This is a genomic window from Chitinophagaceae bacterium (assembly GCA_016710165.1).
Lineage (GTDB): Bacteria > Bacteroidota > Bacteroidia > Chitinophagales > Chitinophagaceae > Ferruginibacter.
Genome location: JADJLJ010000001.1, coordinates 1,309,808 through 1,325,986 on the forward strand (window position 1 = coordinate 1,309,808; position 16,179 = coordinate 1,325,986).

The following is a 16,179-nucleotide window of genomic DNA, read 5'->3' on the forward strand; positions in this document are numbered from 1 at the left end:
AAAGACGGATTTAGGCGGGGGGACAAAAAAGGAGGGGGGAGGGGGGGGAGAAAAAAGCAATGAAGTATTTTTAAAAAGTTGAAAAAAAAAAAACAGAGGACAAAGGGCCCCGGCCCCCCCCCCCTCGAATTCAAAAAAATACAGAAAAGTTTCGATGGTAAAGTAGTGCTGGATAATATCAGTCATGTGATGGAAACGGGCAAGGCCAATCTCATCATCGGGCAAAGCGGCAGCGGCAAGACCGTTTTGCAGAAATGCCTGGTGGGTTTATTTGAACCCGATGAAGGAGAGATCATTTACGACGGCGCAAGTTTCAGTGCCATGAATGTGGATGAGCGGAAATTGTTACGCCAGCAGATCGGCATGCTCTTCCAGGGTTCGGCCCTTTTCGACAGCATGACCGTGGAGCAGAATATCATGTTCCCGCTGGACATGTTCACTTCAAAAAGTTTTTCGGACAAACTTAAGCGGGTGAATGAAGTGCTGGCCAGGGTTAACCTCGAAGGCGTGAATAAAAAATACCCGGCCGAACTCAGCGGTGGCATGAAAAAAAGGGTGGGCATTGCCCGTGCCATCGTACTCAACCCGAAGTACCTGTTTTGCGATGAGCCCAACTCGGGCCTCGATCCCCAGACCTCGATGGTGATCGACCGGCTTGTGCTAGACATCACCCGGGAGTTTAACATGACCACGGTGATCAATACCCACGACATGAACAGCGTAATGGAAATGGGTGAGAACATCATCTACCTCTACGACGGAAAAAAAGAATGGAGCGGCAATAAAAAAGACATCATCTTTTCCAAGAACGAACGCCTGAATAACTTCATTTTTGCCAGCGAATTCTTACAGGATGCCAAAGACATGCGCATGCTGGAAGCCAAGGGAAAGATCGCGGATAACAGGGATATGGATGAGATGCTGAAGTGATACCCGGATATCCAAAATATCCTTTTCTACAATACCCCTTCTGCCCTATCTTTGCGCCAATCCTGCCTGCCGGCAGGCAGGTCTTAATTTTTCATTCTTAATTTTTAATTCTTAATTGATCCATGTCAGTTCTCGTTAACAAAGATTCCAGGATACTCGTACAGGGCTTTACCGGTACCGAGGGCACGTTTCATGCCACACAGATGATCGAATACGGTACCAAAGTAGTGGGCGGCGTTACACCCGGCAAGGGTGGCAGCACCCACCTGGATAAACCCGTTTTTAATACGGTGGCCGATGCAGTTAAAGCAACCGGGGCGGATGTGAGCATCATCTTTGTACCTCCGGCTTTTGCAGCAGACGCCATCATGGAAGCAACCGATGCCGGTATCGCACTGGTGGTTTGCATCACCGAAGGCATCCCCGTGCAGGACATGGTGAAAGTGAAGAATTACCTGAAAAGTAAAAAGACCAGGCTGGTGGGGCCCAACTGCCCCGGCGTTATAACTGCCGAAGAATGTAAAGTGGGCATCATGCCCGGGTTTATTTTCAAAAAAGGAAGGGTGGGTATTGTTTCCAAATCAGGAACCCTGACCTACGAGGCGGCCGACCAGGTGGCCAAAGCAGGGCTGGGCATTTCAACGGCGATCGGTATCGGCGGCGATCCCATCATTGGCACAACCACCAAGGAAGCGGTGGAACTTTTTATGAACGATACAGAGACTGATGCTATCGTAATGATCGGTGAGATCGGCGGTGGCATGGAAGCCGAAGCTGCACACTATATTAAAGCAACCGGGAACAAAAAGCCGGTGGTTGGTTTCATTGCCGGACAAACAGCGCCCCCCGGCCGCCGTATGGGCCATGCAGGAGCCATCGTTGGTGGGGCAGACGATACCGCCGCTGCCAAAATGAAGATCATGGCCGAGTGCGGCATTCATGTGGTGGCCAGCCCGGCCGATATTGGTAAGACAATGGCAGAAGTGATGAAGAAATAAAAACGTAAAATTTCTTTTGCATAAGCCCGGACATGTTCCGGGTTTTTAAATTTATGTACGCCCCATTCTCGATCCCCCTCTCCCTTGGAGAGGGGGATAAGGGGTGAGGTAAAAAAAACCGGGGCTTTCACCCCGGCCTAAAGTATAGCCATAAAACAACGTTTAGCCTGCATAGGATTATGCTCTAAAACTGTTCTCCTCTATATAACCAATACACATGCCATGGGGTTCATTTCTGCCGCAAAGGAAATGTTAAAGAAAATTACAAACATTACTTGTGCAAATCATACATAACACACATCTCATTGCTGACGTATATTTAACCGCCATTGTAAACATGCTCGGTCACAAATTGTATCTTGTAAATAAAATATCCCGTATGTCTCTAAAGAAAATCCTCCTGGTTATTTTTTTGTTAACCGGCATTTCCCCGGTCACAATGTCACAATCAAAAAACGACTATCCAAAAAGCTGGAAGAAGGTGGAAGAACTGGAGAAAAAGGGGCTCACCCGGTCTGCCCTGAAGGAAGTGCTGAACATTTACAACCTGGCCGTAAAAGACGGCAACGATGCCCAGCAGATAAAGACCTGCATGTACCAGGTGAAGTACCGCAATATGCTGGATGAGGACAGCCAGGAGAATAATATCTTTTTTGTGGATACCCTTATTGCCAGGGCCAAATCACCTGCAAAGAACATTTTACAGAGTATGCAGGCCGAAATGTTCTGGCAATACCTGCAGAATAACCGCTGGAAATTCTATGACCGCACCAAACTGGCCGAAGAAAAAAGCAGGGACATCAGTACCTGGAGCATTGACAAACTCTACACAACCATTACAAAACTGTACCGAGCCTCTTTACTGAACGACAATATTTTAAAGAACACAAAACTGGAAGGACTGGATGCCATCATCATCCGGGGAGAAAATACCCGGCAACTACGCCCCACCCTCTTTGATTTCCTGGCCCACCGGGCGCTGGAATTCTTTATGAATGACGAGGATGGAGTTACCAAACCGGCTTACCAGTTTAAGATCGACGAGCCCCATGCTTTTGCCAAGGCAGATGATTTCATAAAAGCATCCTTCAAAACCAAGGATACGGCATCGCTGCAGCAGAAGGCCATCCTTCTCCTGCAGGATATACTTAAATTCCACATTTCAGATGCCAATCATGAAGCATTGATCGATGCCGACCTGTTACGGCTCGACTTTGTGAATAACAATGGCGTGATGGACGGAAAGGAAAAATTGTATGAAGAAGCACTCAGGAATGTCGAACAGAAATACCCGGATAACCCGGCTGCTGCACAGGCCACTTACTTACGTGGACAGATCTACCTGCAACGTGGCCGCGGCTATGAGCCATTTACCAAAACCGATTACCAGTATGAAATAAAAAGGGCGAAGGAATTGTTTGAAGCACTGTATGCCCGTTTTCCAAAATCAGAAGGCGGCATCAATGCCAGGAACAGCCTGATGGAAATAGAACAGCCTTCTTTAAGTCTTGAAACAGAAAAAGTGAATGTGCCGCTGCAACCCTTCCGAACCCTGGTAAAGTATAAGAACATCAAAACGGTTTACCTGCGGGTAATAAGAACCAGCCGGGAAGAGATCAGGAAACTCGACCGGGGGGATTATGAGAAACTCTGGAAGGCGTATACTGACATGAAGCCTGAAAAAAACTGGAGCATCAACCTCCCCGACCTGCAGGATCACCAGCAACACAGCGCCGAAATAAGAACAGATGGCCTGGCAAACGGCACCTACTTCATACTGGCCAGTATTGATCCAGGCTTTTCGCTTACCAAGAACATCATTGCCCGCCAGCTTACTTATGTCAGCAACATCAGTTACATAAATACCAATTCCAACGATTACTATGTGCTGCACCGGGATAATGGCCAGCCGCTGGCAAAAGCCCGGGTACAGGTATGGGAATCAAGATACAATCAAAAAATAAGTGCGTACGAAGAAATAAAAGCAGAAAAGTACCTGACGGATGAATCCGGTTTTTTCAGGTTAAAAGAAATAAAGGAATACCGGAATTTCAGGCTGCAGATCGATCACGACGGTGATGAACTCTTCATGGACGATGGTAATAGTTATTACTACAGCAGCTACAACGGCTATGCTCCCACAATAAAACCGCAGACATTCTTATTCACCGACCGCAGCATTTACCGTCCGGGGCAAACCGTTTATTTCAAAGGCATCGTGGTAAAAAAAGATGCAAATGCCGCAAAAAGCTCCGTGGTCCCGGGTTTTAAAACGAAAGTCATGCTGCGGGATGCCAATGGGCAAAAGTCCGCAGAACTTGCGCTGGTCACCAATGAATTCGGGAGTTACAATGGTTCATTCCGTTTGCCGGAAGGGGTAATGAACGGTTCTTTCAGCCTGGTGGACTCGCTGACCAATGCGTACCATAGTTTCAGCGTGGAAGAATACAAGCGTCCCAAATTCTCCACCGAGATACAAAAGCCCAAAGGGACCTATCGCATCAACGACAGCATAATAGTATCAGGCACGGCAAAAGCCTATGCAGGTAATAATATCGATGGCGCCAAAGTAAGCTACCGGGTAGTGCGTAAGGTACGCTACCCCATCTGGTGGGGATGGTATTCCTATAAACCCCTTTATGGCAGCACGGAAGAAGTGGAGATCAGCAACGGTACAACAACCACCGATGCAAAAGGTGAATTCAAAATAAATTTCAAAGCCATACCCGATGCATCCGTTGATAAAAAAGACCAGCCCACATTTTATTACGATGTGAGTGCCGATGTTACCGACATCAATGGCGAAACAAGAAGCGGTAATACATCTGTGGCGGTGGCCTACCAATCGCTTCAACTGAATATTGATATGCCGGAGAAAATGCCGGGCGACAGCCTGCATGCATTAAATATCCGCAGCACCAACCTGAACGAAATTTTTGAAAAGGCCAATGTGCATGTAACATTCACCCGGGTAAGATCCCCGGGTAAGATCTTCCGGGAGCGTTACTGGGAAATGCCCGACCAGTTCGTGATGAGCCGGAATGAATACGAAGCCTGGTTCCCGTATGATGTTTACAAGGATGAGGACAAGATGCAGAACTGGCCCCTCGCAGAGAAGTTCATTGATAAGGCAGATTCAACAAATGAGGATGGAAATTGGGAACTGGGAGTGAAAGGCTGGCAACCCGGCTGGTATAAGATCGTGGCCACTACAAAGGATAAATACGGTGAAGAGGTGAAAGCGGAGAAGTTCATCAGGGTCCTGAGCGGAGTCGAAGGACAGGCAGGCAAGGGTCTGAGCGAAGTCGAAGACCCGGTCACATTCATAGCTTCAAAGCAGGTAGCTGAACCCGGGGATAATATCACATACAGCATCCGCTCGGGCTTTCCCAATGGTTGGCTCATACAGGTGATACAGCGGATGAGCAATTCAGGCAAGCCTGCAAGCCAGAATATCTCTTCGGTGATGCCCATTCAATCAACCATACCGGTTACTGAGAATGACCGGGGCGGCATCGCCATCAGTTATGCATTTGTAAAACACAACCGGGTGTATAGCGGCACTGAAAGTTTTGCTGTGCCCTGGAGTAACAAAGACCTTAATATCAGTTACGAAACCTTCCGGGATAAACTATTACCCGGTAGCCAGGAAAAATGGAAAGTAAAGATCAGCGGTAACAAAGGAGAGAAAGTAGCAGCTGAAATGCTGGCTGGCATGTACGATGCAAGTCTTGACCAGTTTAAACCACATAGCTGGAATAAAATAAATATCTGGCCCGGCATGTATAATATAACCAGGTGGGAGAAAAATGGATTTGAAAAAACAGAATCAGATGAATATAATAAGAGGGAATATGTGCAGCTAAGTGGAGCAACTAAATCGTATGACAGGCTTACAAGTGATTTCTTGGAATCCCGTTACACCAGGCAGGTTAAATATATGTATAATGTTGCTGCACCTTTAGCCGATAGCTCTTTAGCCGGCAAAGTAGCAGGGGCAAAGGTTCGTAGCCAGGCTGAAGCTAAACTGGGTGCTGAAACGACGATTCGCTTACGTGGGTCCAATAGTCTTGGCGTAGGTGCCGGTGCTTTATATATTGTTGATGGAGTTGTCATGGAAAGCGGAACTGATATTAACCCTGACGATATAACTGATTACACAATTATGCAAGGTCCCGAAGCTACCGCTATTTACGGGTCAAGAGCAGCCAATGGTGCAATTATAGTAACCACCAAATCCGGCAAAGGTTCAAAACCTAAATTAGATGAGATAAAGGCAAGAAAAAATTTCAACGAAACCGCCTTCTTCTTCCCCGAACTGAGAACAGATGCAGGAGGCAACGTGGAATTTTCCTTTACCATGCCCGAGGCTTTGACGAAGTGGAAGCTGATGACATTGGCGCATACCAAAGACCTGGCAAGTGGTTATACATCGAAAACGGTAGTCACCCAAAAACCCCTGATGGTACAACCCAATGCTCCTCGCTTTATGAGGGAGGGTGACAATATGGAATTCAGCGCCAAGATCGTGAACCTGGGCGATAGTGAAGTGACCGGCATTGCACAACTGGAATTACTGGATGCCGCCAGCAACAAACCGGTTGACGGCTGGTTCAAGAACGTGTTCCCCAACCAGTACTTCACCGTGGCAGCCGGGCAAAGCGCAGCCGTGAAGTTCCCGATGGAGATACCGTTCAACTTTAATTCGGCCATGACCTACCGCATTATTGCCAGGGCAGGCAATTATTCCGACGGGGAAGAAATGGCTATTCCGGTTTTAACCAACCGCATGCTGGTTACAGAAAGCCTGCCCATCAATATGCGTAATAAAACAACAAAGAATTTTAAGTTTGACAAACTATTCAACAGCGGCAGCAGCACAACGCTTACCCATCATGCATTAACCGTTGAATATACCGGCAACCCCGCCTGGTATGCCGTACAGGCCCTGCCCTACCTGATGGAATATCCATATGAATGCGCAGAACAAACTTTTAACCGTTATTATGCAAACACACTGGCTTCCTTCATCAGCAAGTCGGTACCAAAAATAAAGACAGTATTTGAAAGCTGGAAGAATCTTGACACCGCAGCATTATTGAGTAATCTCCAAAAAAATGAGGAACTGAAATCGGCCCTCTTGCAGGAAACACCCTGGGTACTGGATGCACAGAACGAGAACCAGCAAAAGAAGAATATCGCCCTGCTGTTCGATATGGTACGCATGAGCAGGGAGCAGGAAAGCGCTTTCAACAAACTGAAAGAGATGCAGGGTCTCAACGGTGGCTTCACCTGGTTCAAGGGCGGCATCGATGACCGGTATATGACCCAGTACATTGCCACCGGCATCGGCCACTTACGCAAACTGAATGCACTGGCCGGGGATAATTATCAAACCATAAAAACCATCGTGGATAAAGCGATCCCCTATCTCGATAAGAAAATAAAAAGAGGATTACGAGAATCTCATCCGCTACAAGGTGAAACTAACAAACAATAACTTTAGCTATATTCAGATCCAATACCTGTACATGCGGAGTTTCTTTCCGGAATACAAGATGGCTGCTGCCTCACAAACAGCTTATAACTATTATACCGGCCAGGCTAAAAAATTCTGGCTCAGCAACAGCAAGTACATGCAGGCCATGATCGCACTGGCATTGCACCGCAGCAATGATGCGGTAACGCCAAAAGCCATTATAAGATCATTGAAAGAAAATTCCATCAGCAAGGAAGAGATGGGCATGTACTGGAAAGAATGGACAACCGGCGGATATTACTGGCACCAGGCACCCATAGAAAGCCAGGCCATGATGATCGAAGCATTTACTGATATTGATAAAGATGTAACCACCATCGATGACCTGAAGACCTGGCTGCTGAAACAAAAGCAAACCCGGAACTGGAAGACCACCAAAGCAACGGCCGAAGCCTGCTATGCATTGTTACTAGGCGGCAGCAACTGGTTTAGTGAAGAGAAAGAAGTAATCATAAAAATTGGAAACGAAATATTTTCTACAGCGTCACCCTCTCCTTTAGGAGAGGGACGGGGTGAGGTTGAAGCAGGAACCGGTTATTTCAAAAAAAGAATTGAAGCAGATAAAGTAAAACCAGAAATGGGCAATATTTCCGTCTCCGTAAAATCAGCAGACTCTAAGGTTCCTTCTTCAGGGGGCAGTTGGGGGGCTGTTTACTGGCAATACTTTGAAGACCTGGATAAGATAACTCCCGCTGAAACACCCTTAAAGCTGGTGAAGAAATTATTTGTTGAAAAGAATTCTGACAAAGGACCTGTACTGGTAGCCTTAGAAGACGGTGCCGGGCTGAAAGTGGGCGACAAGATAAAAGTACGTATCGAATTAAAGGTTGACCGGGACATGGAATACGTGCACATGAAAGACATGCGGGCAGCCTGCATGGAACCAACCAATGTCATCAGCCAATATAAATACCAGGGCGGACTGGGATATTATGAAAGTACCAAAGATGCCAGCACCAATTTCTTCTTTGGCTGGCTGGCCCGGGGCAGTTATGTTTTTGAATACCCGATGTTCGTGACCCATGCCGGTAATTTCAGCAATGGCATTACTACGATACAATGTATGTATGCTCCTGAATTTACCAGTCACAGTGAAGGGATACGGGTGAGCGTAGAATGATGAGTCATAAGGAATAAGTCATAAGTTCTAAGTAATAAGTAATAAGTCCAAGTTTCTAATTTAATGTTTTTGTACTTTTAATCCAACACTTATTACTTAGAACTTATAACTTTTACCAGCATGTCAAACGAACACGCCTATTCCATACCCATCCGTTACCGCCGGATGGAAAACCTGCACATTGTTTTCTGGTTATTCAAAGACATCAGCTGGTGCATGATATGGAAACCGCTAGGTATTGCCATGATCTTCCCTACCCTCATCATTGCCATTGTTATTTCTTTCCGAACCCGGCAATTCATGAGTGAGGTCTGTCATAATGTGGCCATCGTTTTCTGGATCACCGCCAATGCCTACTGGATGGTCAGCGAATTCTTAGGTTTTGATACCAGGATCCTCTTCGGTGAATATACCTTTAAACACCTGGCCATCATCCCCTTTGTTATCGGCATCCTGTTGCTGGGGTACTATTACATAATATGGAAGCCCATGCACAAAAATTCCGTGGAAACGATGTAAGCCATTTAAATTATCTTTGCCGCTCAATTTGAGATACCTATATGTACAGAACTCATACCTGCGGTGAATTAAGATTAACTGATAAGACCAAAGAAGTAACCCTGGCCGGATGGGTACAAACCGTCCGTAAATTCGGCAGCATCACGTTCATTGACCTGCGTGACCGCTACGGCATCACCCAGTTATTGTTTGCAGAAAGTTTAAACGCAGACCTGGATGCCAACCCGCTGGGAAGGGAATTTGTGCTGCAGGTAAAGGGCACCGTCAATGAACGTACCAGCAAAAATGCCAACATCCCAACGGGCGATATTGAGATCATAGTTGCTGAATTTAAGATACTAAACAAATCAGCCGTACCCCCCTTCACCATACAGGATGATACCGATGGCGGTGATGACCTGCGGATGAAATACCGTTTCCTCGACCTGCGGAGAAATGCCGTTAAGAAGAACCTGGAACTGCGCTATGCGGTTGGCAGAAGCACACGGAACTACCTTCATGAAAATGATTTCATGGATATTGAAACGCCTTTCCTGATCAAAAGTACACCGGAGGGCGCCCGGGATTTTGTGGTCCCGTCCAGGATGAACCCCGGACAGTTCTATGCACTGCCCCAGAGTCCGCAAACATTTAAGCAGTTGCTGATGGTGAGCGGGTACGACCGCTACTACCAGATCGTGAAATGTTTCCGGGATGAGGACCTGCGTGCCGACCGGCAGCCTGAGTTCACCCAGATAGACTGCGAAATGTGTTTTGTAGAGCAGGAAGATATTTTAACCATGTTTGAAGGGCTGGTAAAAAGGATATTCAAAGATGTGAAGAATGTTGACTACACAGAAAAAGTGGAACGCATGACCTGGGAGGAAGCCATGTGGAATTACGGGAACGACAAGCCCGATATCCGTTTCAACATGAAACTCTGCAACCTGAAATACCCGGCACATACTTTTCCGGGGAAAGAAAATATCTCATCCCTGATCGCCGGTGAGTTTGCGGTATTCAATGATGCCGAGAGTGTGATCGCCATTACAGCGCCGGGTTGCAGCGAGTACAGCCGTAAACAAACAGATGAACTGACCGAGTGGGTGAAGCGCCCGCAGATCGGCATGAAAGGCCTGGTGTTCATTAAATGCAATGCCGACGGAACATTCAAAAGCAGTGTCGATAAATTTTACAGCGAAGACAAACTGAAAGCGATCGCTGCTGCTGCCAATGCCAAAGCCGGCGACCTGGTTTTAATTCTTGCCGGGGCAGAAGAAAGGACAAGAAAAGCCACCAGTGAACTTCGCCTGGAAATGGCCACCCGGCTGGGTTTACGCAGGCCTGATGAATTCAGGTTATTATGGGTGCTCGACTTCCCGCTGTTTGAATACGATGAAGAAGGCAACCGCTGGGTGGCAAGGCATCATCCGTTCACATCACCCAAGCCAGCACAGATCGAAACAATGATCAATAACAACCCGGCCATTGAAAATGCAACCGAGTATTTAAAACATCCTTATGCCAATATCAAGGCCAATGCCTACGATATGGTACTGAACGGGAATGAGATCGGCGGCGGTTCCATACGCATTTACCAGCGGGAACTGCAGGAAAAAATGTTTGCCGCCCTGGGCATGGATGCAGCAGAACAGCAACATAAATTCGGATTCTTACTCGGCGCTTTTGAATACGGCGCTCCTCCGCATGGTGGTATTGCCTTCGGGTTCGACCGGCTTTGTTCCATACTGGGCGGCAGTGAAAGCATCCGTGACTTTATCGCCTTCCCCAAGAACAATGCAGGCAGGGATGTGATGCTGGATGCACCGGCAAGTATTGATGAGAAGCAGTTCGTGGAATTGCAGATAAAACTGGATTTGAAAAGCTAAATAGTTTTTTTGAAAAAATGGTGGCTACATACAATTGCCTGTGTTGGTAATGCTGTTGCTGCGACCGCAATTCTGGTCTTATTTTTTTACGACATATTTTCAACTCCTTTCGATTTTCATTCAGGTGATATTCTTTTACTTTTGGTAATCTTGGCTGGTTATGGAATTTATATTATTTCGGATATCTGGGGAATAACACTCTACTATCGGCATAAAAATATCGGTGAAATTTCTTTTACAGATAAGGGAAAGACCCAGGTTCTTATCGTTTTCCTCATGTTGATCCAATCATTTTCTGGATACATCTCTTTTGCGGTAATAAGAAGGCTAATGATATACTTCCCCTCCCTATATGAATTTGGCGACCTTATGGATATTATAGGAATATTGTTTGTTGTAACCTTCTTCACCTCGGTTATTGTAATTATCGGTTATATTTTATTATTCAGAGCTATTAAAAAAAATAAAACCATTATCAGCAAAGAAATTGACAGTATAGGAAGCAATAGTTTTACCGAAAAGTAAATCTGCCTGATACTGTGTATCACCAGGAACCTTAATTTTGAATTCTTAATTTTTAATTTTGACTTCACTCCCTCCCCTCGCCGAACGCCTTCGCCCTTCCACTTTAGATGACCTGGTGGGCCAGCAGCACCTTACCGGCAAGGGAAGCATATTGCGCAAGGCCATTGAGCAGGGAAAGGTTCCCAGCATGATCCTGTGGGGGCCGCCGGGCGTGGGTAAAACCACCATTGCCAACATCATTGCCAATACGTTGAATGTTCCTTTCTATACACTCAGTGCCATTTCCTCCGGGGTAAAAGAAGTACGGGAAGTGATCGACCTTGCAAAAAAACAAAGCAATGTCATACTGTTCATTGATGAGATACACCGCTTCAACAAAGGCCAGCAGGATGCATTGCTCGGGGCTGTGGAAAAAGGCATCATCACATTGATCGGCGCTACTACCGAAAACCCTTCCTTTGAAGTGAACAGCGCCTTGCTGAGCAGGACCCAGGTGTATATACTGAAGGCGCTCGATGAAAAAGACCTCATCAACCTGTTGCAACATGCTATACAGAATGATGAAGCGTTGAAAACAAAAAAGATAGAACTAAAGGAGACCGAAGCGCTGATCAATATTTCCGGCGGTGATGCAAGGAAATTACTGAACCTGCTGGAACTGGTGACGGATTCTCTGGGCAGCAATGCGGTGATCACCGATGATATTGTGATGGAAATTGCCCAGCAGCGCATTGCCCTATATGATAAAAAAGGCGAACAGCATTACGACATCATCTCTGCCTTCATCAAATCCATCCGTGGCAGCGACCCCAATGCAGCCGTGTACTGGCTGGCACGCATGATCGAAGGCGGCGAAGACGTGAAGTTCATTGCCCGCCGGATGCTGATACTGGCCAGTGAAGACATCGGGAATGCCAACCCCAATGCGCTGTTACTTGCCAATGCAACTTTTGATGCAGTCAACAAAATAGGTTACCCCGAATCGCAACTGATCTTATCCCAGTGTGCCATTTACCTGGCCAGCAGCGCTAAAAGCAATAGCGCCACAACAGCCATCGGCGCTGCCCTGGGTGCGGTAAGGGAACATGGTGATCTTTCGGTTCCCTTACACATACGCAACGCCCCCACCAAACTGATGAAGCGGGAAGGCTATGGAAAAGGCTATGAGTATTCGCACAATTACGACAATAATTTCTCGCCGCAGGAATACCTGCCCGGTGAAATCAGCGGCACTTCTTTTTACCAACCAGGTAGAAATTTACGGGAAGAAGAACTGCGGAAATTCTTAAAGATGTTGTGGAAGGATAAGTACAAATATTAAAAACCAATAAGAAACAGTCATCCTTTTTCTGAATGTGGCCGGTGGAACACCGGCCACGGCAGCCTCCCGCGGTTGGTGTCCCCACCAACCGCAAAATGGAAACGGAATTTTCATTCCTGGCAAATTCTAAGCAGCAAATCACTTTTTCTTCTGAATGATCAGTCCGATCGAAGTAACCACGTATTTATCTACCTGCAATTTCAGGTGTATCTTCTGTTGGTGCGGCTCTGTATCCACTGCATAATCCTCCGGTAAGCCTCCCACAGAAAAATCCAGTTCCTCCACGAAATGGCCTTCCTTCTGCAGTTCATTCACAATATGTTCAATGTCCCGCTGGCGGTAGATCACCGTGCTGTTATTCTCCTGCGTTTCATCATTGGAGGATACATTGTACTCGGTGGTATGTACAGACCATCCACCCGGCTTCAGCGTTTTTAACTGGTTCTTTAAGAACCGGAAACCCTTATCCAATGTTCCCAGATGCTCAAAAAGAACAACTGCTCCAGTTGAAATCAAAATCAACCAGGTCATCGGGTATATCATTCATATCCACTGGCCGGTAGCCAACCAGTTTATTAAAATCAGCCTCATCACAAAGTTGCCGGGTATTCAATGACTCCAGGCCAAAACAAAGCTGGTTGCCGTTTTCCCATCCCATCTCAATTCCCTTTTCCGGAAAAATATCGGTTGCCAGGATGCTGCAGCCAAAGCTGGCAAACATGGCCGGCAACGGCTCGGTGCCAACTGCAAATACCAATCCACGCTTTCCTGTTGCAATGCATCCCCTTTCAAACAAAGCCTGCATCACAAAAACAAATTCCCATTGCTTGCGGTGAAAATTTGGCTTCTCACCCAACTGGTCGCACCAGTATTTGAACCAACCGGCATGATAATCCTTTGCCTTGCACAACTCCGATCTTCTTTTACCAAAGTCATAGACCAGCGAAGAATTCCATTGCCTGCATGCTGATTTTGTTTTCATGCGAACATTTTATAGATTCATACTACAGCAACGACCTGTAAACGTTCAGGTAATCCATTGCCTTCTCCTGCCAACTGAATTGATTGCCCCTGGCAACGATCCGTTTTGCCAGCCCGTTGCGTTGGTATTCAACCATTCCGTCATCAAAGACCTGCTGCATATGATCCGGTTCAAAACTGCTGAAATAAAATGAAACATCTCCGCCGATCTCAGGCAAAGAAGTGAGATTGGACAAGAAGATCGGCTTCCCGAATTTCATGGCTTCCACCACCGGCGCTCCAAAGCCCTCCGCAAGCGAAGGCAGTATGAATGCCTGGCAGTTTTTAAAATACCATGCTTTGTCTTCTTCCGAAACCGGTCCAAGCACATGCAGCCTTTCAGAAACACCCAGTTTCCGGGCCAGGATGCGCATGCGGTTTACATAATCTGCGTCATCCAGCTTACCGGCCACCACCATTTCAAATTCCGTGTTCTTTAAAAGCGGCACCAGCGTATGAAAATTCTTTTTCCGGTTCACATAGCCCATGGTAAATATAAAAGGCCCGGAGGGCTTATAACCAGCCGGTGTTGCAGGGGGAATTGTTACATTGTGTGTGCCATTATGGATCACATGCACCGGCTTGTTATGTACATCCATATGTGCAAGCACATCCGATTTGCAGTGATGAGAGATGCAAACTATGGCATCGCTCCGGTCGATCAGGCGTTGGGTTTTATTCAGGCTGTCCCGCTGTTCTTTTGGTGTTCGGCCCTCATGCAGGCAATTGAGATCATGAATGGTAAGCAATACTTTTATCCTTTTATTCTTCTGGGGTACAATGACCCTTCCCGACTGAAAAGGCGCATGCCAGATATTACAATCCCCCAAAAAGGTTTGAAGAATTTCAGGTGCCATTTTTTTTCTATGATGCAACTGGCTTCATCCCCAAATGATCCTTTCTCGGTGGGTGGAACATAAAATTCAATACGGCCTTCCTGCTCTTTATCCAATGCCTCTTTGACATACCTGCCTAAATTGAGGCAATAGTGATACAGACCGGAGTCCCGGTAACGCATCAGGTCGCAGTCCAGCGTGATCTTATACATAGGAGGCCTTTTAGTTTGTGATAATCCCGGTTCAGCCAGGTTTTATGCCTGTTCAGCCACTCTCTTAGCTGCTGTAAAATTATTGAATGTAATTTGATATAGGCTGGATCTTTAAACCAGTACCGGTTTCAAAACATGCAGCACCGTATTTGATGCAAATATTTTAACTTTCAATTACCAAACCATTGCCTATCTTAAAACAGGTATTCTGAACATCTACCATGAAAAGGATCATTTTTGACTGCGAAAGAATGAAGTACCCCGATACCGGTTTGTTTCATTACTGCCTGAACCTGGGCAATCACCTGGCAACGTATAATACCCCCGGCGAAGAAGAGATCACTTTTTACAGTCCGAACCCGGCCGCAAAGTTTTTTGATCCCGGTAGCAAACTTATCAACCAGTATGAACTTCATAAGCTCCGGATGCCATCATTAAAAAGATACGGGATCTGGCATGCCACATACCAGGACAGTTATTACCTGCCGTTCAGGAATAAACAGATCAAAGTTGTACTGAGCATACACGACCTGAATTTTATGTACGACGATTCAAAGCCGGAAGGAAAAAAGCAAAAATATCTCCGGCGCCTGCAGATGCTCATCAACCGTGCCGATGTGATCATCTGCGTGAGTGAATACAGCAAAAAAGATGTGAGCTTTTACTGCGACACCAACAACAAGCCGGTACATGTGATACACAACGGAACCAATACGCTTACTGAACCCAGGTTGGGTACTTGCTCTTACCAGCCTCTCAAACCCTTTATCTTTTCATTGGGCACCATGAATCACAAAAAGAATTTTCATACCCTGTTGCCGCTGGTACAGCAGCACAAGGATATGGAACTGGTTATTGCAGGCAGGAGGGACGACAACAATTATCACAACTTCATCCTGGATACGGCCGAAAAAATGGGGATCCACGATAACCTGCGCCTGGTGGGATCCATATCAGAAGCTGAGAAATCCTGGTATTTCAATAACTGCTGTGCTTTTGCATTTCCGTCCAATGCCGAGGGTTTCGGGCTACCTGTTACCGAAGCAATGTCGGTGGGCAAGCCGATATTCCTGTCGCAACGCACGGCCTTGCCCGAGATCGGCGGCGATGTGGCCTTTTACTTCCAGAATTTTTCGGCTGCACATATGAAAGAGACCTTTGTTGCCGGCATGAAGCGATACAAAAGGTTTAACATGAAAGAGGACATCATAAAAAAAGGGAAAGAGTATTGCTGGGACCATGCCGCACAGGAATACTGGAAAATATACCGTTCACTTTACTGAATCAACTG

At 46.4% G+C, this 16,179-nt stretch carries 10 protein-coding genes and 2 pseudogenes; 9 read left to right on the plus strand and 3 right to left on the minus strand.

All coding sequences use genetic code 11. The features are described 5' to 3' along the window. The first annotated feature begins 189 nt into the window (after window positions 1–189). From IPJ02_05655 to IPJ02_05690, 8 genes and pseudogenes are all read left to right on the plus strand, one after another. Entirely contained in the window at window positions 190–930 is a 741-nt protein-coding gene (locus tag IPJ02_05655; protein ID MBK7375051.1) for an ATP-binding cassette domain-containing protein, read from the plus strand. A 122-nt stretch (window positions 931–1,052) separates the two neighbouring features. Further along, entirely contained in the window at window positions 1,053–1,928 is an 876-nt protein-coding gene (gene sucD / locus IPJ02_05660) for a succinate--CoA ligase subunit alpha (protein ID MBK7375052.1), read from the plus strand. 337 nt (window positions 1,929–2,265) lie between these two features. Next, window positions 2,266–4,335, plus strand: a pseudogene (locus IPJ02_05665) (alpha-2-macroglobulin). 1,707 nt (window positions 4,336–6,042) lie between these two features. Next, a pseudogene (locus tag IPJ02_05670) lies at window positions 6,043–8,587 on the plus strand (hypothetical protein). A gap of 165 nt (window positions 8,588–8,752) precedes the next feature. After that, window positions 8,753–9,106: a hypothetical protein gene (locus IPJ02_05675; GenBank protein ID MBK7375053.1), complete on the plus strand. Its 354-nt coding sequence runs from the start codon at window positions 8,753–8,755 to the stop codon at window positions 9,104–9,106. A 41-nt stretch (window positions 9,107–9,147) separates the two neighbouring features. After that, a complete protein-coding gene (gene aspS, locus IPJ02_05680) occupies window positions 9,148–10,974 on the plus strand; it encodes an aspartate--tRNA ligase (GenBank protein ID MBK7375054.1) in 1,827 nt (608 codons plus the stop codon). Between the two features lie 9 nt (window positions 10,975–10,983). After that, window positions 10,984–11,499, plus strand: coding sequence for a hypothetical protein (locus IPJ02_05685; GenBank protein MBK7375055.1), 516 nt, complete (start codon window positions 10,984–10,986; stop codon window positions 11,497–11,499). A 55-nt stretch (window positions 11,500–11,554) separates the two neighbouring features. Next, entirely contained in the window at window positions 11,555–12,820 is a 1,266-nt protein-coding gene (locus tag IPJ02_05690; GenBank protein MBK7375056.1) for a replication-associated recombination protein A, read from the plus strand. Between the two features lie 138 nt (window positions 12,821–12,958). Here the strand turns inward: IPJ02_05690 and IPJ02_05695 are convergent, their stop codons facing one another. The 3 genes from IPJ02_05695 to IPJ02_05705 are packed head-to-tail and all read right to left on the minus strand — an operon-like array spanning window position 12,959 to window position 14,697. Continuing rightward, the gene (locus tag IPJ02_05695) at window positions 12,959–13,291 is read right to left on the minus strand and encodes a hypothetical protein (protein MBK7375057.1); all 333 of its coding nucleotides are present in this window, start codon (window positions 13,289–13,291) and stop codon (window positions 12,959–12,961) included. Between the two features lie 13 nt (window positions 13,292–13,304). Beyond that, window positions 13,305–13,802 carry a hypothetical protein gene (locus tag IPJ02_05700; protein MBK7375058.1) on the minus strand — a complete coding sequence of 166 codons (498 nt, stop codon included), beginning with the start codon at window positions 13,800–13,802 and terminating at the stop codon, window positions 13,305–13,307. Between the two features lie 22 nt (window positions 13,803–13,824). Next, window positions 13,825–14,697, minus strand: coding sequence for a glycosyltransferase family 4 protein (locus IPJ02_05705; GenBank protein MBK7375059.1), 873 nt, complete (start codon window positions 14,695–14,697; stop codon window positions 13,825–13,827). 412 nt (window positions 14,698–15,109) lie between these two features. Here IPJ02_05705 and IPJ02_05710 point away from each other — a divergent pair, with 412 nt between their 5' ends. Next, the gene (locus IPJ02_05710; GenBank protein ID MBK7375060.1) at window positions 15,110–16,171 is read left to right on the plus strand and encodes a glycosyltransferase family 4 protein; all 1,062 of its coding nucleotides are present in this window, start codon (window positions 15,110–15,112) and stop codon (window positions 16,169–16,171) included. The last annotated feature ends 8 nt before the right edge of the window (window positions 16,172–16,179 follow it).